The sequence below is a fragment of the Crenobacter luteus genome, from assembly GCF_004345725.1.
In the GTDB taxonomy this organism is placed as follows: Bacteria; Pseudomonadota; Gammaproteobacteria; order Burkholderiales; family Chromobacteriaceae; genus Crenobacter; species Crenobacter luteus.
Window position 1 is genome coordinate 1 of the sequence record NZ_SLXG01000023.1, and the last position, 20041, is coordinate 20041.

A 20041-nucleotide genomic window follows, 5' to 3' on the forward strand; every position below is an offset into this window, starting at 1 on the left:
GCGGCCTCGGCCAACTACGTGCACACCAAGGCGACCGTGAACGGCGTCTCGGGCACCGCCAACGACTGGGCGCCGGGCCTGGGCGTCGGCGTCGGCTACAAGCTGACCGACCGCGTCGGCGTGCGCGCCGGCTACGACCGCATCATGAACGTCGGCGACGGCGCGCAGAAAACCGACATGAACCTGTACAACGTCGGCCTGACCGCGCGTTTCTGAGCGGTCCGGCGGGAACCGCCGCCGGCCTGGTCAGTCTGATTCAGCAGTACCCCGCTTCATTGCAGTTTCTCCTCTCCGTGTAGTGTTGTGTGAAAGCCTCTCGGGCCGGTCCAGCGACCGGCCCCTTTTTTTGGCCTTCAGCCGGCGGCGGGGAAGCGCTCGCGCGCGGCGAGCAGGAACTGGTCGCGCAGCCAGCGGCAGTCGCTCGAATGGTGGGTGCGGTCGTGCCACAACAGGTAGTAGTGCATGCGCGGAAACTGGATCGGCACCGCGACGAGCTTGAGCGGCAAGAAGCGCGCGTAGTGCTCGGCGAACAGGCGGGACGAGGTGAACACCATGTCGCTCTCGGCGACGAGGTAGGGGGCGAGCTGGAAGTAGGGCACGCGCGCGACGACGTTGCGCTTGAGCTTTTCCTTCTTCAGGTAGGTGTCGATCACGCCGCGCTGACCGACCGCGTACGGCGTCGGCGCGAGGTGGTCGAGCGCGAGGTATTCGTCGAGCGTCAGGCTGTCCTTGGCCGCCGGGTGGTCGGGCCGCATCATGCAGACGATGTCGTCGTCCAGCAGCGGCGCCATCCGCAGGTGGCCGGGCGGCTCCGACCAGTTGCCGACCACGAGGTCGAGCTCGCCGTTCTCGAGGCCCTGGTCGTAGTCGTAGCGGTAGCCGAGCGAATGCAACACCAGCTGCGCGTCGGGCGCCTTCTGGCGCACGTTGACCATGAAGTCGCGCAGCAGCTCGGGGCTCAGGTAGTCGGGCGTCGCGACGTTGAAGGTACGCGTGGTCTGCTGCGGGTCGAAGGCGCTGTTGTGCGCGACGATGCTCTCGAGCTGGTCGAGCGCGCTCTTGACCGGCTGGAAGAGCGACTCGCCGATGTCGGTCGGCGTCATGCCGTTGCGGCTCCGGACCAGGAGCGGGTCGCCGAAGATCTCGCGCAGGCGCTTGAGTGCAATGCTGACCGCCGGCTGCGACAGATTGAGGCGGCGCGCGGCGCGCGACACATTGCGTTCGGACAGCAGCGTGTACAGCACCCTCAGGTGCTGCACGTCGAGTGCTTCCCAGGTTTTCTTGCCAGACATCGTTCCTCTTTCTCGCTCGGCGGCCAAAACCGCGCCAGCCCCCATGGTAACGCCCTATTTCTCCGCAGGGCATCCGGTCAACTACGTCCGCCGTCGGTGCCCGGCAAAAAAAAACCTCCGGCTTTACAGCCGGAGGTGCCTATTAGGCGGAGGTTTGCGTGGGAACTTATTCGGCACCGGCGCTGTGGGCGCTGTGCATCAATTCTTTCTCGATCTCTTCTTCGGTCTGCGCGCGGTTGAAGAAGGCGTTCAGCAGCACCGCCGAGACCGCGGCCAGCGTGATGCCGCTGTGGGTCAGCGGAGCCGTCCACGACGGCAGGCTGTGGAAGAAGTCCGGGGCCAGCATCGGGATCATGCCGAGGCCGACGCTGATCGCGACGATCAGCAGGTTGGTACGGCTCTCGAAGTTCACGCGCTGCAGGATCTTGATGCCGGTCGCGGCGACCATGCCGAACATGCAGATGCCCGCGCCGCCGAGCACCGCCTGCGGGATCGAGGCGATGATGGCGCCCATTTTCGGGAACAGGCCGAAGATCAGCAGGATCACGCCCGAGCACGCCACCGCCCAGCGGCTGCGCACGCCGGTCATGCCGACGAGGCCGATGTTCTGCGAGAACGAGGTATACGGGAAGGTGTTGAACACGCCGCCGATCACGGTACCGATGCCGTCGGTACGCAGACCGCGCGAGATGTCCTCGGCGTCGACCTTGCGTTTGCACAGCTCGCCGAGCGCGAGGAACATGCCGGTCGATTCGACCATCACCACGATCATCACCAGCGACAGCGAGATGATCGAACCGATTTCGAACTGCGGCAGGCCGAAGTGGAACGGCATGATCGCGCTGAACCACGACGCCTCGTTCACATGGTCGAAGTGCACCATGCCCAGCGGCATCGCGACCAGGTAGCCGACGATCAGGCCGACCAGCACCGACACGTTGCCGAGGAAGCCGCGGCCGAACTTGCTGATCGCAAGGATCACCACCAGCACCAGCGTCGCCATGCCGATGTTCTGGGCGGAACCGAAGTCGGCCGCCTTGGCGCCGCCGCCGGCCCAGGTGATGCCCACCTTGAGCAGCGTGATGCCGATCACCGCGATGATGGTGCCGGTCACCACCGGCGGGAAGAACCTCACCAGCTTGCCGAACACCGGCGCCACCAGCACCGTGAACAGGCCCGACGCGATCACCGCGCCGTAGATGTGGGTCAGACCGAGACCCGAGTTGGCCATCGCGACCATCGGGCCGACGGCGGCGAAGGTCACGCCCATGATCACCGGCATGCGGATGCCGAACTTCCAGATGCCGAGACACTGGATCAGCGTCACGATGCCGGCCGCGAACAGGTCGGCGTTGACGAGGTAGGCGATCTCGGCCGGCGACAGCTTCATCGCGCCGCCGACGATCAAGGGCACGGCGATCGCACCGGCGTACATCACCATCACGTGCTGCAGCGCCACCGGCAGCATCGTGCCCCACGGGAGCACCTGGTCGACCGGGTGCACGGTATTCACGGTATTGCTTTGGGTACTCACAAGAATCTCCTCATACTTTCCTGCTGCATCTCCCGCCCCGCAGCCCCCGTCTTGCCGCGGGTCCTGTCGGCCGTGGGCGGGCCTTCCTCAAGCGCCCGAAGGTATCGGCTCTCGCCTTACCTAAAGAGCACGCTAGCGTGTTACAGGTGCCATTCCAGATTCAGTGTAGGTGCGGTGGTCTTCAGACCCAGCCCCGGCTGGGCGCCGGTACCCGGATTGTTGCCGAACTTGTTGTGCCAGTACTCGTAGCCGACGCCCGCGTAGACGGTGTCCTTCTTGCCCGCCACCAGTTGGCCGACGTCGGCCATCAGCGAGGCGCGCATCAGGATTTCCTGCTTGGTGTTGTTGCCCTTGGTGCCGATGTAGTCGGCGAAGCCCTGGAACTTGAACGGTGCCGGACCGAGCTGGAACGGTGCCTTCCAGGCCAGGCTCAGCTGGTAGGTGTCGTCGAAGCGGATGTCTTTCTGCGTCGGCGCCAAGTTGTTGCGGTTCTTCTCGGTGCGGTAGAGCACGCTGAAGTCGGCGAAGCCGTTGTTCGGCAGGCCGAACTTCAGCGTCGGGCCGATCACGAACATCTGCTTTTTCGGAGCGACCGCGGTGTTCTTGGTGTTCAGGTCGAAGCCGCCGGTGAGCGCGAGGTCCTTGACCGGGCCGAACGCGAAGCTCTGGCCGGTGACCTTGGACAGGTGCAGCTGGGTGCGGTAGGCAAGGTAGATTTCCTGCGCGCCGCTGCCGCCGTCGCCGCGGGTCGCGCCGTTGGCCGGATCCTTGTCGTCCGACATCAGCACGTCGACGTTGAAGAAGTTGCTGCCGTAGGCGTAGCCGCTGGCGTGGCCGAGCTGCACGACGTGCTTCTGGACGTCTTCCGGGTTGTTCGGCTCGTGGAAATCGGTTCCGTAGCGGTAGCCGATAAAGGTGTCGCTCCAGGTGGCGGCGGAAGCCGAACCGGCGGCGAGCAGCAGGGCGCTGCCGAAAAGGACACCGGCCTTGAGGGTGTGGCGTTGCTTCATCTAGTTTCTCTCCTTGGTGCTGAATGTGGCGGGTCAGTGACGCGGGGTCCCATGCCTGCCGCTTTGTTGTGCTGCCGATACTAGCAAGGAGCTTGAAAAGCCGCGCTCATAGGTTTTATTGATATTTTTTATATTTATGTATCTTTCCTAAAAGACACCGCCTTTCTTTGGAAAAGATTTCCACATTATGGAAACGACATTTCCGCCAACCAGGTAAAGAAAATGGCCGATGCGTTACCACATCGGCCATTTTCTTTTCGCCATTTTGCTTCGCGTGAAGCGACCACTTTTATAAGAAAACATGCATAAGAACCGTGGTGCATCGGCCACAACCGCGCGCTTCCGGCGCCATCCGGCCGCCGTTCGGACAGCTTTCGTGGCGTGATTACCACGCAGGCGACGCGCAAAAACCTCCAGGCCCGACAGGCGATGTCCATCCGCCAGGATAGGCCGGGCCAGGAGCGGGCACCGACATGGCGCCGTGCAGGAGCGAAAGCCGCCCGCCCCGCGTGCAGCATGGGGGCGACGGATCGTCGCGAGCTTGCCGGCGCACACGGGCGCAATCCTCCCGGCAGACCCGATCAGCCCGGTACGGCAGGAAATGACGTTTTATGAAATTGTCAAAAACCTGATGGCGGCAATAATTTTATCGTCATAACATGGCCGCGCCGTTCCGCTCGCGGGCCGCCAAAAGCCCCCCAGCGGGACGGCGATGACAAGCACCGGGACACCCCCGGACTGCAAAGGAGAACGAGATGACCTTTACCCGTACCCTGCTGGCCCTGTCGCTGGGTTTTGCCGTGCTGCAAGCCCCGGTGCATGCCGCACCGCCACAGTCGCTGAATAACGGCCAATCGGTACTGAACGACAACAACAATAACGCCTGGCTGGAAATCGACGTGGCCGCGTTCGAACACAATATCCGCACCCTGCAGGCGGAACTGGGCGGAAAGTCGCAGCTGTGCGCGGTCATGAAGGCCGACGCCTACGGCCACGGCATCGGACTGCTGATGCCGTCGGTCATCCGGCTGGGCGTGCCCTGCGTCGCCGTGGCCAGCAACGAAGAAGCGCGCGTCGTGCGCGCCAGCGGCTTCAAGGGACGGCTGATCCGCGTCCGCACCGCCACGCTGTCCGAAGTGGAAGCGGCGCTGAAGTACGACATGGAAGAACTGGTTGGCAGCCTCGAATTCGCCCGTCAGGCCGCAACCGTCGCGCGTCAGCACCGCCGCACCTTGACGGTGCACCTGGGGCTGAACTCGGCCGGCATGAGCCGCAACGGGCTGGATCTGGGCAGCGAACAGGGCAAGCAGGACGCGCTGGCGCTGACCCGGCTGCCATTGCGCATCGCCGGCATCATGACCCACTTCCCCGTCGAGGATAAGGACGAAGTCCGCAAGGGGCTGGCGGCATTCAACGCCGAATCGGAATGGCTGATCCGCGAAGCCAAGCTGGACCGCCGCAAGCTGCTGCTGCACGCGGCCAACTCCTTCGCCACGCTGGAGGTGCCCGAGTCCCGGCTCGACATGGTCCGTCCGGGCGGCGCGCTGTACGGCGACACCGTGCCGACTTACACCCAGTACCGTCCGCTGATGACGTTCAAGACCAAGGTCGCGTCCGTCAACCGCTATCCGGCCGGTAACACCGTCGGCTACGACCGCACCTTCACCCTGAAGCGGGATTCGGTGCCGGCCAACCTGCCGCTGGGCTATTCGGACGGCTATCGCCGCACGCTCAGCAACAAGGGCTACGTACTGGTGAACGGCCAACGGGCACCGGTAGTGGGTCGGGTCTCGATGAACACCACGATGGTCGACGTCACCGACATTCCCGGCGTGAAGGCCGGCGACGAGGTGGTGCTGTTCGGCAAGCAGGGGGCGGCCGAAATCAGCCGCAACGAGATCGTCAGTCTCAGCGGCACCCTGCTGGTCGACCTGGGCACGAACTGGGACAACGCCAACCCCAAAGTCGCGCTGCGCCGCCGCTGAGCCTTCGCCCTGTGGCCACGGCCCGCCCGGGCGAGGGGGCGCCCGGGCGGCGTACCGCGCCGCCCCGAGAGAGAGGGGAAGGACGGCGCGGGCGTGGCCGGCGCGGGCGGCTTACGGGCGCTCGCCGCCGGGCTTGCCGCCGTGGCGGTGGTGGAAGCGGCCGTGCTCGCGCACCGAGGCGTCGAGCACCTGGCGCTGCTCGGCGCTCAGCGCGGCGGACAATTTGGCGGTCGCGTCGGCCAGTTGGCCGAGCTGGCGCGCGCGCTGGTTCATGTGCTCGGCACGCTCGCGCAGCACGGCTGCCGCGTCGGCCTTGTCGTCCGGCTTGGGCGGCGCCATGCGGCGCGCCTGCTCGAGCACCACCTGGCTGTAGGCCTTCCACGCCGCCTGCTGCGAGGCCTTGAGCTCGAGGCGGCCGGCGAGGCGGTCGAGACGCTTTTGCGCGAAGGCGACACGGTCGGCCTCGTCGACCATGCGGTGCGCCTTCATCCCTTCGGGATGCGGGCCCGGCTGGCTCAGCGCCGGCATGCAAACAGCGGCGAGCACCGCGCCGAGGGTCAGCGCGCCGATCGCACGGGAAACGGGGACGGTAAACGGGACTTTCATGATGTACCTCCTGCATTTGACGGGGGATCGATCGCTGTCGATCTGGGAGGTATTAAAGCAAGCCGATGTGAATGGGCTTTGTCCTGTGCGCCGCTTTTTGTAAATCGCGTGTAAAAAATCGTCAACGGCGCGTTACACACGGGAACGAGGCGCGATGCGCGGGTATCCTTGCAGACAAGGATCCAGAAAGGGCCACCCCGTGCAAAACAAGCTGCTGGTCGTCGACGACGACCCCGAACTGTCCGCGCTCTTGTCCGACTACCTCGGCCAACAAGGCTACGCCGTCGTCCACGCCGGCGACGGCGACGCGATGCAGGCGGCGCTCGCGCGCGAGCCGTTCGACCTCGTCATCCTCGACGTGATGCTGCCCGGCGCCGACGGGCTGACGCTGTGCCGCGACCTTCGGGCGCGCTCGCGCCTGCCGGTGCTGATGCTGACCGCGCGCGGCGACGAGCTCGACCGCATCATCGGCCTCGAGATGGGCGCCGACGACTACCTGCCCAAGCCGTTCAACCCGCGCGAACTCTTGGCGCGCATCAAGAGCATCCTCAGGCGCACGCAGGAGACGGCCGGCGACGCCGCCGCGCCGCGCGCGCTCGTGTTCGCCGGCTGGACGCTCGATTTGTCCGCCCGCCACCTGGCCGGCGCCGACGGCGTGGTCACGCCGCTGTCGGCCGGCGAATTCCGGCTGCTGCAGGCCTTCGCCGAGCACCCGAGGCGCGTGCTCAGCCGCGACCAGCTGATGGAGGCGCTCGCCGGCCGCGACGCCGACCCGCTCGACCGCACCATCGACGTGATGGTCAGCCGGCTGCGCCGCCGCCTGAACGACGACGCGCGCGAACCGACGCTGATCAAGACGATACGCAGCGAAGGCTACGTACTGACCGCCGACGTGGAGCGCCGCGCGTGAAGCTGCTGCCGCGCACGCTGTTCGGCCAACTCCTCTTGGCGCTGATGGCCGGACTGATCGCCGCCAACCTCGCCGGCATGTGGCTCAACCTCGACGAGCGCATCCGACTCGGCCGGCTGATGAGGAGCGAATACGCGGCGCAGCGCATCGCCGAGATCACCGCGCTGTTGAACGACGTCGCGCCGAACGACCGCGCGCGGCTGGTGCGCGTGCTCGACGCGCCGCCGATCAGGCTGTCCACCGCCGAGCCCTGGCAGACGTCGCGCGGCAGCGACGAGGACGCGGCCGCCTTCGCCGCCAAGCTGCGCGACAAGCTCGGCGACGCGACGCCCTTGCAGGTGCTGTCGATCCAGCGCGTCGCGCGCGAGGAGCGCCACCGCCGCCCGTCGCTCGAGCCGGCGCCCACGCACTTGGCCGAGCCCCCGCCGCCTCCGCCCGACGGCGACGCGCCGCCACGGCGCGAGCCGCGCGGCGCACCCTTGACGCGCATCCTCGCGCAGACGCGGCTGTCCGACGGCACCGTGCTGACCTTCCGCTACTTCCTGCCCGGCCCCAAGCCCGATACGCCGCTGCGGCTGTTCGGCTGGCTCGCACTGATCGGCACTAGCGTCACGCTCCTGTCGGCGTGGGCGGTGCGCCGGCTGACCCGCCCGCTGGCGCTGTTCTCCGACGCGGCGACCGGCCTGGCGCGTAACCTCGACCAGCCGCCGCTGCCCGAGACCGGCCCGGCCGAGGTCGCGCAGGCGGCGCGCGCCTTCAACGCGATGCAGACCGAGCTGAAGCGCTACCTCGCCACCCGCGCCGACATGCTCGCCGGCATCTCGCACGACCTGAGACTGCCGATCACCCGCGTGCGGCTGCGGCTCGAGACGCTGCCCGACGGCCCGCACAAGGCCGGCATCGACAAGGACCTGGCCGAAATGGACGCGCTGATCGACGACACGCTCGCCTTCCTGCGCGCCGGCAACGGCAGCGAGCCGACGGCGCGCGTCAACGTCAACGCGCTGATCGACGGCGTGCTCGAGGACGCCGAGGCGCTCGGCGCGACCGTCGAACGCCACGGACAGGCGAACGCGCCGCTGACCGCGCGGCCGCTGGCGCTGCGCAGGTGCCTGGCGAACCTGGTCGACAACGCGCGCCGCTACGGCGGGCCGGCCGTCGAGGTGGCGGTCGAGGAACACGGCGATACCTTGACGATCCGCGTGGAGGACCGCGGCCCGGGCCTGTCGGACGCCGACCGCGAGCGCGTGTTCGAACCCTACGTGCGGCTCGAGGCCAGCCGCGCGCGCCACACCGGCGGCAGCGGGCTCGGGCTGGCGATCGCGCGCGCGATCGCGCGCGGCCACGGCGGCGACGTCGTGCTGCTGCCGCGCGCCGGCGGCGGACTCTCCGCGAAGCTGACGCTGCCCATCGCGCCAGCCTGAAGGCGGCGGCAAGGCTCGGCCAACCCGTCACCGGACGCGCCGGGCCGCATGCTAATCTTTCGTCATTATGCGGCGATCCGATTCCCGCGACGCGCCGCCCTCCCCCACCACGCCGACCGCAAGCGGACGGCCGGCCCGCAGGAGCACAGCATGACCATCCTCAAAGGCAAGACCGCGCTCGTCACCGGCTCGACCAGCGGCATCGGCCTCGGCATCGCCACCACCTTGGCCGAGGCCGGCGCCGACGTGCTGCTGAACGGCTTCGGCGACGTCGACGCCGCGCTCGCCGCCGTCGACCGCCACGGCACCAAGGTACGCCACCACGGCGCCGACCTCGGCCAACCCGACCAGATCGCCGCCATGATGGCCTTCGCCGCGCAAGAATTCGGCGGCGTCGACATCCTCGTCAACAACGCCGGCATCCAGCATGTCGCGCCCATCGACGCCTTCCCGGTCGAGCGCTGGGACGCGGTGCTGGCGCTCAACCTGAGCGCCGCCTTCCACACCATCCGGCTCGCGCTGCCTTATATGAAGAGCCGGAACTGGGGCCGCATCGTCAACATCGCGTCGGTGCACGGCCTGGTCGCGTCGGCCGACAAATCGGCCTACGTCGCCGCCAAGCACGGGCTGGTCGGACTGAGCAAGACGGTGGCGCTGGAGACGGCGCGCACCGGCGTCACCTGCAACGCGATCTGCCCGGGCTGGGTGAAGACGCCGCTGGTCGAACAACAGATCGCCGCGCGCGCCCGGGCGCAGGGGATCGCCGTCGAGACGGCCGAAGCCGCGTTGCTGGCCGAGAAGCAACCGTCCGGCGCCTTCGTCACGCCGGCGCAGCTCGGCGCGTTGGCGCTGTTCCTGTGCAGCGACGCCGCCGCCGAAGTCCGCGGCGCGGCGTGGAATATGGACGGGGGGTGGACGGCGCAGTAACGCCGCCAACGAAAAAGCCCGGTCGCGAGGACCGGGCTTTTTCTCGAAGCGCTCAGACGGGCAAGGATGGCGCACGCCGCGCGCGCTTCGCGCTGTGCGGGCGGTACAGGATCATCCAGCGCGGCGAACGGAAACGCACCAGACGCCAGTACAGCCAGACGTACTTCAGCGCGAACAACAGGAAGATCGCGAACAGGGTACTCGCCGAGTCGAACAGAAAAACCGCCGGCACGACGGGCACCATGGAAACCAGCCACATATAAGGCGAGGTCAGCGCGTTGCGAAACAGCTTGTGCTGTGTCTCCGTGGAGCCGACCCGCCAGCGGACCAGCCGGCGGTAGACCATCTGGTGCAGATGCAGCGCGTCGGGCTGCCCGACCGAACGCGCCTGCAGGAAGCGGCGCCGGAAAATCGAGAACAGCGTCTCGAACACCGGGTAGGCCACGCAGACAAGCGGAAACCACGCCGACACCTGCTCGTGCCGCCTGACCAGCAGCACGCCGACGACCGCGATCATGTAGCCGACCAGGTAGGCTCCGCCGTCGCCGGCGAAGATCTTGCCACGGGGGAAATTCCAGAACAGGAAGCCCGCCAGCGCCGCCATCATGATCAGGCTGACCCCCAGCAAGGCCTGGTCGCCGACCCGCCAGGAAACGAAGGCGTAGGCCGCGAAAATGATCAGGCCGACCCCGCTCGACAGGCCGTTGTAGCCGTCGATGATGTTGATCGAATGCGCGACCCCGCCGACCGCCAGCATGGTGAACAGCAATACCGGCAGCCAGTGCCAGGCCAGCAGCGTATCGAGCAGCGGCACGTCCAGCCGGTAGACCCCGGCGTCCAGCAAGAAGAACGAGCACGCGGCGGCGACGAAGGCCGCCAGGAGGCGCGGCAGCGGGCCGACCTTTTTGGTCAGGTCTTCCGCGATGCCCGAGGCGAAAACCGGCAGCGAACACAACACCAGACCCTGCGCCAGATCCGAACCATGATGCACCGCCAGCGCCAGCGTACCCACCAGCAAGCCCGCCATCAGCAGCACCCCGCCAATGCGGGGCACCGCGTGGCTGTGGAATTTCTGGACGCCGGCGGTATCGTGGTCCATCGAGAAGCGGGCGTGCAGATGGCAGGAGCGCAGGATGAGCCAGCCGACGAAGACAGACGTCAGCAATGCCACCAATATACTGAGAATCATAATTTTATGACATTATACGAATTTTTTGACTACAGCATATCGCGAAATGCCATTTCAATCAATCACTTGTCGTCGATGCCGTGAAGAACCCATTTTTTCGACTCTTCCAATAAGACTCGCGAACAAAAGCGCCCAGCACGCCGACAAAGAAGCCCATGAAAATACCTACCAAGGTAATCAATGCCCGCTCAGGCTTGGACTTCTTGTCAGACGGAGTGGCCTTGTCCAGTAGCTGGATCATTGAGCTATCTTTGGCTTCATTAATCTTGGCCAGCTCATACTGCTTGGCCAGCAGTTCGAACATGGTCTCGTAGTACTTCACGTCGCGCAGCTTGCGGACGTACTCCAGCCCGGTTTGCGGCACTTTGCCTGTGGGCACTATGAAATCGCCCGCTTCGGGTTGCCCCTGTTCCAGCTTGACCAGCTGTGCTTTCAAGCCCTGGATTTCCTGCTGGGTGCGGATGTAGTCGGGGTTCTGTTCCGTGGCAAAGCTGCGCATCGCAGCCAGCTGGACTTCCTTGGCTGCAATTGTCGCGCGCAGTTGCGCGACGTTGGCGATGATAGCCTGCACCTGCCCGTCCGGCTGCAGCAGGCCGGTCTTTTCCTGCGTCTGCTTGAGCGCGACTTCGGCCTGGGCAAGCGTGTTCTTGGTCGCCTGAAGCTGCTTTTCGTAGAACAGGCGCTGCCGCGCGGCATCGGTCACCGCCAGCGTCTGCGTGAGCTTGACCAGTTCGTCGACATAGGCGTTGGCCAGTTCGGCGGCGAACTTCGGGTCCTTGTCGTCAACGCTGACTCTGATCAAGCCATCCTTGCTAGCCGCGATGCTGCTCTTGGTCGCCAGTTGGTTGCGGGTATCAACTTGGGTCGCCGTTTCGAATCGCTCCTTGAGCTTGAAACGCTGGATCAGGTTGTCCGCCACCGTCTGGCTCTGCAGCATGCCCACGTAGAGGTCGTTCGGGTTCTTGAGCCCGGCGATGCCCCCCGCCGCGCCGGCCAGCGCGCCCAGCTGCCCCATCATCGCGGCGAGGCCGGAGCTTTGCTGCTGCGGCGGCATGATCTTGGCGGTAGAGGTATAGATCGGCGTCATCAGCAGGCTGGCTACCAGCGCCGCGCCGCCGATACCAATGGTGCAGCCGGCGATCCATTTTTTCTGGCGGGCGAGCACGATCAGGATGTCGAGCAGGTCGATCTCGTCGCTTGGGTGGCCGCTCGCCTTGTTTTCGGTCGTTTGCATGTCGTTCATCGTGTTTCCCGGTCGCCCCGCGTCCTGCGCGGGGCCGTCTCGTTCAGTCCTTGAGCACTTTCAGACCCGCTGCGCCGAGGCCGAACTGGTAGAGAATGGTGGTCCATTCCTTCACGCTCTGCGTCCAGCTCGAGCGCTCGATCTTCTCCGGCACGACGACGGTGTCGCCCGGATTGACGCGCGAACCGCCAACGCCACCCAGCCAGCCGCCGGTCGCGTCGACCGTGCCGTCGGCGCGGATCACGTACATTTCGCCCTTGTCGCCGGTCTGGCTGGGGCCGCCCGCCATCGCGAGATAGTCCGAGACCGTGCGGCCGGGCTTGTAGATGAAGGAGTTCTGCTGATAGACGGCACCCAGCACCTCGACGGTGCCCGGCCGGCGTGGAATGTAGACGCTGTCGCCGTCCTGCAGCGGCAGGTCGGGCAGGTTCTTGACCTGGGCGCGGCCATCCTCGAGCTCGAGCACGATGCGGCCGTCCGCCTTCACCGAGCGCATCTTCTGCGCGAGCCGGCGCTGGCGCTCGACCTCGGCTTGAATGTTGGCGACGTTGTCCTTGTCGGTGGTGCCGGCGACGCGCTGGGTGGCGATCGACTCGATCTCGCGCTCGAAGCGGTCGGCGATCTCGTCGAGCTTGGCCTGCTGGGCGCGGCGCACGCTGTCGCGCGTCACTCGGGTCGCGAACACGTAGCCGTCCTCGTTCACGCCGCCAAGGCGGGCGACCAGCTCGCGCAGCGTTTCGCCCTTGGCGATCTGGAACACGCCGGTCTGCGCGGCCTCGCCGCCGACGCGGACGAATTCGCGCTGCTTCTGCGCGACGACCGGCACTGCGCCGGGCGAGAACACGCGGATCACGTTGGACGGCGCCAGTGGAAGTTGGCCGAGCGCCTGGCGCAGCGCGTCCTTGTCGCCGCGCAACTCGGCGACGGTCTGGTAGCGGTTGCCACTGTTCTTCTCGACAATTACGTCCTTGCGCTCGGCCGCCGCTTCGAGGCCGCCGGCCCACTCGACGACGTCGGCGATGCTGCTGCTACCCTTGAGTTCGTAGATCGCCGGGCGCTTGACGTCGCCGCTCAGCGCCACCAGCGGTCCCACTTCGGGAATGTGGATCACGTCGCCGTCCTGCAGCGACACGTCCTTGCTCTTGTCGCCGTGCACCAGCATGTCGTACAGGTCGAAGGTGGTGACGACGGCACCGCCGCGCTTGACCTGGATATTGCGCATCGAGCCGGTGCCGGACGGCCCGCCCGAACTGAACAGCGCGTTGAGCAGCGAGCTCATCGCGCCGAGCGTGTAGGTGCCGGGGCGCACAGCGTGGCCGACGACGTAGACCTGCACGGCGCGCGTCTGCGCCACGCTGGCCGAGAGGTCGAAGTTGGTGAACACCCGGCCGACGGCGGTTTTCAGGTAGCCCTGCAGGTCGCGGTACTTGACGCCCGCCACCTTGACCGCGCCGACGCGCGGCAGGTAGATGCTGCCGGCGCGGTCGACCGTAACCGTCAGGTCGATGTCGACCATGCCCCAGCCGCGAATCTGGATTTCGTCGCCCGGCCCGAGCACGTAGTCGCCGTTGACCTGCACGCCCTCCAGTGGCGTGAAGGTTCTGGGCGCCGACTGGAACAGCTCGCTGCCGAAGACCGGCAAGGTCTGGCCGGTCACGGTTTCGACGTAGGCGCCGAAGGCGGACTGCTGCTTCTGGGCGATCTCGGCACGGCTCAGCGGCGGCACGGCCGCGGCGGCCTGCGCAGTAGCGGCCGCCGGCTGCCGTGGCCCGTTGATGCTGGGCAGGCCCGATGCGCTGTCGGTCTCGTAGCCCGGCGCCAGGAAAGGGTTCATCTCGATCGCGGCGGCCGGCTGCACGGCCGCCGACAACAGCAGGGCTAGGCCTGCGGGCGCCAGCACCGCGAGCGCTTGACGGGGTATGGCTTTTTTCTGCATGGGAAACGTCCTAAAAACAATCCTTGTCGATTTCGGCATCCGCACCGCGTGCGGAAAAACTCAATACTGTGCGCTCACGTTGACGCCCACCCGGTCGTGGCCGACGTTGAACATGGCCTGGTAGCGCTGTTCGCGCCGTTGCGCCTTCCACAACCACTTGCCCGCCGCGTAGCCGGCGAGGCCGCCGGCGACCGTGTCCGACAGCCAGTGCTTGCGTTCGGCGGTGCGGCCCAGCGCCGCCAGCCCAGCCGCGCCGTACAGCCACGGCGCGTCGTATTCCGACGCGAACGGCGTCGCGAGCGCGAAGGCCAGCGCCGCATGGTTGGACGGGAACGAACTGTCGGTCTTGGCCTCGCCGTCGCGCTGCCGCGTCCAGTGACCGAACCCCGCCTCGGGCCGGGCGCGGTTGACGGCCTGCTTCATCAGCAGGCTGCCACCGCCCGCCAGCGCGGCGGCTTGCAGCGAAATGAAGCCGGTGTTCTGCAGCCGGTCGTCGCCGAAGGCCATCGCGGCGCCGGCCAGCCCCGCCCCGATCCAGGGAGCGACCTTGCCAGCCTTGCCCCAGGCATCAAGCAGCTTGTTGTCCTGCCTGTCCTTGACGAAGGCGTCCCAGCGCTTGTCGCTGAGCGCGGCCAGGCCGACGGCGCCGACCGCCAGCGCGGTCCCCTTGGCAGCGGGCGACCACTCCGGCAGCGCGGAGGCGGAGTCGTCGAGCCGCAGACGCACCGAGGGCCACGGGTTGAAGCGTTCGATGGGCAGCGTGTTGGCGGGGTGGGAGACTTCGTCCAGACGCTCGGCCAGGTTGCCCAGCCCGTCGAACAGATTCATGTCGCGGTGCGGCGACTCGACGATGTCGTACAGGTCGCCCGGGCTCGCCACCATCTGGCCGACGTCGCGCGTCCACGGCGACAGGCTGATGCCGGAGGTCGAGCGGGTATCGGTGGTCAGCATCGAGTTGAGCGGGATGCTGAAGAAGATGCCGCGGTCGTGGTAGGGCGCGGCCGGCGTGCCGGGCGAGGTGGTGTCCTTGCCGTCTGTGCGCGTATACCAGGCGCCGACCTCGATACCGGAGCGGAAGCGGCGCTTGAACTCCAGCCGCGCGCCACTGTCCTTGGCGAGGAAACGGCCGGCCCTGACCGTACCGGTCACGCCGTAGGGCAGGCGGTAATGCAGCGCGGCCAGCGCGGTGACGGTGTTGTAGTCGAGATTGCCGAACCAGCCCTTGTAGTCGCGCTGGCGCAGCGCGTCGACGCTGAGGTCGACGGCCCAGCGCCGGCCACTCGGCGCGTAGAGCAGTTGCCCGCCCGCGCCGGAGAACATTTCCTCGTAGATGCCGCCCGATACGCGGCCGTACCAGTCGGAAGCCGGCTTGAAGTACTGGTTCAGCACGGCGCGGAACAGCTTGACCCGGCCGCCCCGCTTGTATTCGGCGACGTCGGAGCGCACGTGCGGCAGCAGGCTGTTCGAGGGCTGGGTGACATTGCTGACGCTCTCGGCCAACGTTGCGCCCAGCGCGGAATTGAAATAAAGCCCCTGGCCCAGGCGGCGGTCGAAGTTGGCGAGCGCGTTCAGCTCGTAATGCAGCGCGCCGCTCGGGTCGTTGAAGAAGAAACCGAGCTTGGGCGCGATCTTGAAGCGGTTCAGCTGCGCGTCCTGCTGCTTGAGCTGCACGAAATCACCGTCCTCGGACAGCAGAACCTGCAGTTCCGGGTCGTCCTCGAGACCCGTGCGCAAGTCATCGCCCGCCTCCCTCGCCGGCGCCGCCGCGTCGTCGCCCGAGGCGGGGCGCACCAGCACGAACTGGTTGAACGACGTCCGGTCGGATTTGCCATTCAGGTAGTCGCCAAGCCGGTGCAGGTCGAAAAACTCGTAGGTCGCGATCGGCAGATCGCGTTCGGTATAGGTGATCTTCAACGTCCGCGTCTCGACGGGCATGAAGTAGAGCGCCGTCCTCGCTGCGCGGCCGACCGCGCGGCCGAGGTTGGAAATGCGGCTGTTCGTCAGCCGCAGGTGCAGCGTGCCGCGCTCGTAAGCCGCCGAGACCAGCTTGTAGTCCTGCTTTTCCAGCGCGCGGATCAGCCCTGTGACGTGCGCCGGGTTGGAACGCCACTCGCCGGCGCTGGGGCGAACGGGAAGTTCGCGGGGGGAAAACGGCGCCGGTTCGTGGATCTTGGGGATGAACTCGCGATCGTTGGTCGGGATATTCACCATCGCGTTGACGCTGTTATGGCTGCGCTGATGCGCAAGCTGCATCGACAGCCAGCCCCAGCGGTATTCGAGCCCCGCCTTCACCCCACGGTTACGCTCGGCGGCGAATGTATCGGCGGCGCGGAAATCGTTGCGGTAGTCGTTGCCGTCGTACTCGGCGACCAGGGACCACGAAGGCAAGGCCGCCGGCGACCAGCGCGCGCCGGCGAACGGCCCGTCGATACGGCCGCGACCGTAGCCCAGCGTCGTCTCCACAGTGCCGAAGCGCTTGCTCAGCGCGAGATACTCCCCCTTGAAGAGCTCGGTGCCGAACAGGTCGGTCTTCCCGACCGCCACGGCCGGCAGATGCTCGCCTTCCGGCCACAGCTGCAGCTTCGCGTCGAAAACCTTGTCCTTGTAGCGGCCATAGCCCGCCCCGTAGCCCTCGTTCGAAAAGCCCGGGATGCCCATCACCGCCACGTAGCGCCCGGTCATCTGCAGCGCTGGCAGCACCGTCACCGAGGTCCACAAGGTGCTATAGGGGCGGTCGAAGCTGTAGCCTATGCTCCACGTGCCGTCGTCGCCGGTCCGCGCGCTAGGCATATTGATGTAACCCTCCTGCCCGGTCAGGCTGGGCGCGGCGCACACTCCGCCGGCCAAACACGCGGGCACCACTAGATAAGCACAATGGTATAAAGAAGGCTTTTTCACAAAACAATACGAATTCGACGGTCAAAAAAAAGAAAGCCACTGCGAGGTGGCTCCCTTGTGCCGGCCGCTTCAGCCGGTTCGCCATGCGGCTCAGTGGTGAGACGTCGCCGCGTGGGAGGTCGTGGAACCCGAATCGTTCGAGTTACCCGCCAGCGCCAGAGCGCCGGCGACGGCTGCGCCGATGGCGACCGCACCCAGCGACACCGGGATGCCAACGGCGGCGGCGGCCAGACCGGTGCCGGCAGCGGCACCTGCACCAGCGGCACCTGCACCAGCGGCACCTGCACCAGCGGTGCCTGCACCAGCGGTGCCTGCACCAGCGGTGCCTGCACCAGTGGCGCCAGTACCAGTGGCGCCAGTACCAGTGGCGCCAGTACCAGCACCAGGCGCGGCCAGCGCGCCGCTCGAAGCAAACATGGCCAGCAAGGCCAGAGTCGCGATACGTTTCATAGCACAGTCTCCCTCAAGCCCCTGTCAGGGCAATATTCAAGTGTCACATTGTACAACAATCATATAGATCGTAAGGGTTTCTATGATTAGCCCTGGACACGGAACAGACCACTTTTCACGCGCTGGCGCATCTTTGTAATGCAAGGCGCCTTCCAATCGACAACATCACACATCGATGTTCCGCGCGATCAGCGCGTTGCTCTCGATGAAGGCGCGGCGCGGTTCGACGTTGTCGCCCATCAGCGTGGTGAACACGTCGTCGGCGGCCATCGCGTCCTCGATCTTCACCTTCAACAGGCGGCGCACGGTCGGGTCCATGGTGGTTTCCCACAGCTGCTCCGGGTTCATCTCGCCGAGACCCTTGTAGCGCTGGATATTGGTGTTCTTCTTGACCTCGGCCAACATCCAGTCGAGCGCCTCGCCGAAGTCGGCGACCGGCCGCACGGTTTCGCCGCGACGGACGAAGGCGCCGGCGCCGAGCAGGCCCTTGAGCAGGGCGGCGGTCTTCACCAGCGTCTGGTAGTCGCCGGATTCGAGGAAATCCTGGTCGAGGTAGGTGGTCATCACGTTGCCGAGCACGCGACGGCTGATGCGCAGCAGGTGGCCGTCGTTCTTCTCGTCGTGCACCAGCGTCAGGCTGATCGCCGGGTCGTCGAGCACGGCGCTCAGCGTCGCCAGCGTCGCGTTGGCGGCGCCCTCGGTGTCGAGCGACAGCGCGTCCAGCGCCAGCATCGCGTTCAGGATCACCGGGTCAACCACGCGGCTCTCGCGCTCGACCACCGCGCGCGCCAGCAGGTACTGGCGCGCGACCTCGGCCAAGGTTTCGCCCGACAGCGGCTCGGCGCCCTCGCCCGGCACCAGCTCGGACTTGTCCAGCGCCAGCTTCAACAGGTACTGGTTGAGCTCGAAGTCGTCCTTCAGGTACTGCTCGGTCTTGCCGTGCTTGAGCTTGTACAGCGGCGGCTGCGCGATGTAGATGTGGCCGCGCTCGACCAGCTCGGGCATCTGGCGGTAGAAGAAGGTCAGCAGCAGCGTGCGGATGTGCGCGCCGTCGACGTCGGCGTCGGTCATGATGATGATGCGGTGGTAGCGCAGCTTGTCCGGGCTGTACTCGTCCTTGCCGATGCCGCAGCCGAGCGCGGTGATCAGCGTGGCGACTTCCTGGCTGGCGAGCATCTTGTCGAAGCGCGCGCGCTCGACGTTGAGGATCTTGCCCTTCAAGGGCAGGATGGCCTGGAACTTGCGGTCGCGGCCCTGCTTGGCCGAGCCGCCGGCGGAGTCGCCCTCGACCAGGTAGAGCTCGGAGCGCGCCGGGTCCTTTTCCTGGCAGTCGGCCAGCTTGCCGGGCAGGCCGAGGCCGTCCATCACGCCCTTGCGGCGGGTGATCTCGCGCGCCTTGCGCGCCGCCTCGCGCGCGCGCGCGGCCTCGACGATCTTGCCGGTGATGATCTTGGCGTCGTTCGGGTTCTCGAGCAGGAAGTTCCTCAGCGCCTCGCCGACCACCTCGTTGACCACCGGGCCGATCTCGCTGGAGACCAATTTATCCTTGGTCTGGCTGGAGAATTTCGGGTCGGGCAGCTTGACCGACAGCACGCAGGTCAGGCCCTCGCGCATGTCGTCGCCGGAGGTGTCGACCTTGGCCTTCTTGGCGACTTCCGACTCCTCGATGTACTGGTTCAGCGTGCGCGTCATCACCTGGCGCAGCGCGGTCAGGTGGCTGCCGCCGTCGCGCTGCGGGATGTTGTTGGTGAAGCACTGCACCGACTCCTGATACGAGTCGTTCCACTGCATCGCCACCTCGGCGGTCATGCCGTCCCTCTCGCCGATCGCGTAGAACACCTTGGGGTGCAGCACGCTCTTGTTGCGGTTCATGTACTCGACGAAGCCGGCGACGCCGCCGGAGAACGCGAAGTTCTCCTCGCGGCCGACGCGCTTGTCGATCAGCGTGATCGCGACACCCTGGTTCAGGAACGACAGCTCGCGGATGCGCTTGGCGAGGATGTCGAAGTGGTACTCGACGCGCCCGAAGGTTTCCTCGCTGGCGAGGAAGGTCACCTCGGTGCCGCGGTGGCTGGTATGGCCGGTGACGGTCAAGGGCGCGACCGCGTCGCCGCGGCGGAACTCCATCTCGTGCACCTTGCCGTCGCGCCAGATCTTCAGGCGCAGCCAGTCGGACAGCGCGTTGACCACCGACACGCCGACGCCGTGCAGGCCGCCGGAGATCTTGTAGCTGTTGGAGTCGAACTTCCCGCCGGCGTGCAGGATGGTCATGATCACTTCGGCGGCGGAACGGCCCTCTTCCGGGTGGATGTCGGTCGGGATGCCGCGACCGTTGTCCTCGACCGAGATCGAGTTGTCCGGGTTGATGGTGACGCGGATGGTGTCGGCGTGGCCGGCCAGCGCCTCGTCGATCGCGTTGTCGAGCACCTCGAACACCATGTGGTGCAGGCCGGTACCGTCCTGCGTATCGCCGATGTACATGCCCGGGCGCTTGCGGACCGCGTCGAGGCCCTTGAGGACCTTGATGCTGTCGGCGCCGTATTCCTGCTGCTGTTCGCTCATAAACCTTCTCTTGCTGATTGCACGTCGGTCGGGTCGGGTTCGGCCAACCTTGGCGCGTGCCCAAGGTTGGCCGAG

14 protein-coding genes are annotated in these 20041 nt (G+C 66.5%); 5 read left to right on the forward strand and 9 right to left on the reverse strand.

What is annotated here, in order from left to right; translation table 11 throughout:
• On the forward strand, positions 1–216 hold a 216-nt coding region (locus tag EV683_RS12055), incomplete at its 5' end, for an outer membrane beta-barrel protein (RefSeq protein WP_165916830.1).
• A gap of 137 nt (positions 217–353) precedes the next feature.
• Here EV683_RS12055 and EV683_RS12060 read toward each other — a convergent pair.
• From EV683_RS12060 to EV683_RS12070, 3 genes are all read right to left on the reverse strand, one after another.
• Entirely contained in the window at positions 354–1292 is a 939-nt protein-coding gene (locus tag EV683_RS12060) for a LysR family transcriptional regulator (RefSeq protein ID WP_066612167.1), read from the reverse strand.
• Between the two features lie 166 nt (positions 1293–1458).
• Positions 1459–2826 carry a nucleobase:cation symporter-2 family protein gene (locus EV683_RS12065; protein WP_197457442.1) on the reverse strand — a complete coding sequence of 456 codons (1368 nt, stop codon included), beginning with the start codon at positions 2824–2826 and terminating at the stop codon, positions 1459–1461.
• Positions 2827–2966: 140 nt separating this feature from the next.
• Entirely contained in the window at positions 2967–3836 is an 870-nt protein-coding gene (locus tag EV683_RS12070; RefSeq protein ID WP_066612165.1) for an outer membrane protein OmpK, read from the reverse strand.
• Between the two features lie 755 nt (positions 3837–4591).
• Between EV683_RS12070 and alr the strand changes: the two genes are divergently transcribed.
• Positions 4592–5821, forward strand: coding sequence for an alanine racemase (alr, locus tag EV683_RS12075; protein WP_131862949.1), 1230 nt, complete (start codon positions 4592–4594; stop codon positions 5819–5821).
• Between the two features lie 111 nt (positions 5822–5932).
• On the opposite strand, the gene EV683_RS12080 is transcribed toward alr, so the two are convergent.
• A complete protein-coding gene (locus tag EV683_RS12080) occupies positions 5933–6427 on the reverse strand; it encodes a Spy/CpxP family protein refolding chaperone (RefSeq protein ID WP_066612160.1) in 495 nt (164 codons plus the stop codon).
• Between the two features lie 199 nt (positions 6428–6626).
• Here EV683_RS12080 and EV683_RS12085 point away from each other — a divergent pair, with 199 nt between their 5' ends.
• The 3 genes from EV683_RS12085 to EV683_RS12095 all read left to right on the forward strand — a co-directional run bounded on the left by EV683_RS12085 (position 6627) and on the right by EV683_RS12095 (position 9688).
• Positions 6627–7337: a response regulator gene (locus EV683_RS12085; RefSeq protein ID WP_231879859.1), complete on the forward strand. Its 711-nt coding sequence runs from the start codon at positions 6627–6629 to the stop codon at positions 7335–7337.
• Positions 7334–8761: an ATP-binding protein gene (locus EV683_RS12090; RefSeq protein ID WP_207910457.1), complete on the forward strand. Its 1428-nt coding sequence runs from the start codon at positions 7334–7336 to the stop codon at positions 8759–8761. Before EV683_RS12085 ends, EV683_RS12090 begins: the two co-directional genes overlap by 4 nt.
• A gap of 150 nt (positions 8762–8911) precedes the next feature.
• A complete protein-coding gene (locus EV683_RS12095) occupies positions 8912–9688 on the forward strand; it encodes a 3-hydroxybutyrate dehydrogenase (RefSeq protein WP_131862950.1) in 777 nt (258 codons plus the stop codon).
• Positions 9689–9740: 52 nt separating this feature from the next.
• On the opposite strand, the gene EV683_RS12100 is transcribed toward EV683_RS12095, so the two are convergent.
• From EV683_RS12100 to gyrB, 5 genes are all read right to left on the reverse strand, one after another.
• Positions 9741–10859, reverse strand: coding sequence for an MraY family glycosyltransferase (locus tag EV683_RS12100; RefSeq protein WP_243694759.1), 1119 nt, complete (start codon positions 10857–10859; stop codon positions 9741–9743).
• 76 nt (positions 10860–10935) lie between these two features.
• A complete protein-coding gene (locus tag EV683_RS12105) occupies positions 10936–12120 on the reverse strand; it encodes a GumC family protein (protein ID WP_131862952.1) in 1185 nt (394 codons plus the stop codon).
• Between the two features lie 43 nt (positions 12121–12163).
• Entirely contained in the window at positions 12164–14056 is a 1893-nt protein-coding gene (locus EV683_RS12110) for an SLBB domain-containing protein (protein WP_165916831.1), read from the reverse strand.
• A gap of 60 nt (positions 14057–14116) precedes the next feature.
• Positions 14117–16954, reverse strand: coding sequence for a YjbH domain-containing protein (locus tag EV683_RS12115; protein ID WP_341773910.1), 2838 nt, complete (start codon positions 16952–16954; stop codon positions 14117–14119).
• A gap of 615 nt (positions 16955–17569) precedes the next feature.
• Positions 17570–19966: a DNA topoisomerase (ATP-hydrolyzing) subunit B gene (gene gyrB, locus EV683_RS12125; RefSeq protein WP_131862955.1), complete on the reverse strand. Its 2397-nt coding sequence runs from the start codon at positions 19964–19966 to the stop codon at positions 17570–17572.
• Between the last annotated feature and the right edge of the window lie 75 nt (positions 19967–20041).

Coding starts and splice junctions, on each gene's coding strand:
- EV683_RS12060 (WP_066612167.1), bottom strand. CDS start 1,292: ATGTCTGGCAAGAAAACCTGGGAAGCACTCGACGTGCAGCACCTGAGG.
- EV683_RS12070 (WP_066612165.1), bottom strand. CDS start 3,836: ATGAAGCAACGCCACACCCTCAAGGCCGGTGTCCTTTTCGGCAGCGCC.
- alr (WP_131862949.1), top strand. CDS start 4,592: ATGACCTTTACCCGTACCCTGCTGGCCCTGTCGCTGGGTTTTGCCGTG.
- EV683_RS12080 (WP_066612160.1), bottom strand. CDS start 6,427: ATGAAAGTCCCGTTTACCGTCCCCGTTTCCCGTGCGATCGGCGCGCTG.
- EV683_RS12095 (WP_131862950.1), top strand. CDS start 8,912: ATGACCATCCTCAAAGGCAAGACCGCGCTCGTCACCGGCTCGACCAGC.
- EV683_RS12105 (WP_131862952.1), bottom strand. CDS start 12,120: ATGAACGACATGCAAACGACCGAAAACAAGGCGAGCGGCCACCCAAGC.
- EV683_RS12110 (WP_165916831.1), bottom strand. CDS start 14,056: ATGCAGAAAAAAGCCATACCCCGTCAAGCGCTCGCGGTGCTGGCGCCC.
- gyrB (WP_131862955.1), bottom strand. CDS start 19,966: ATGAGCGAACAGCAGCAGGAATACGGCGCCGACAGCATCAAGGTCCTC.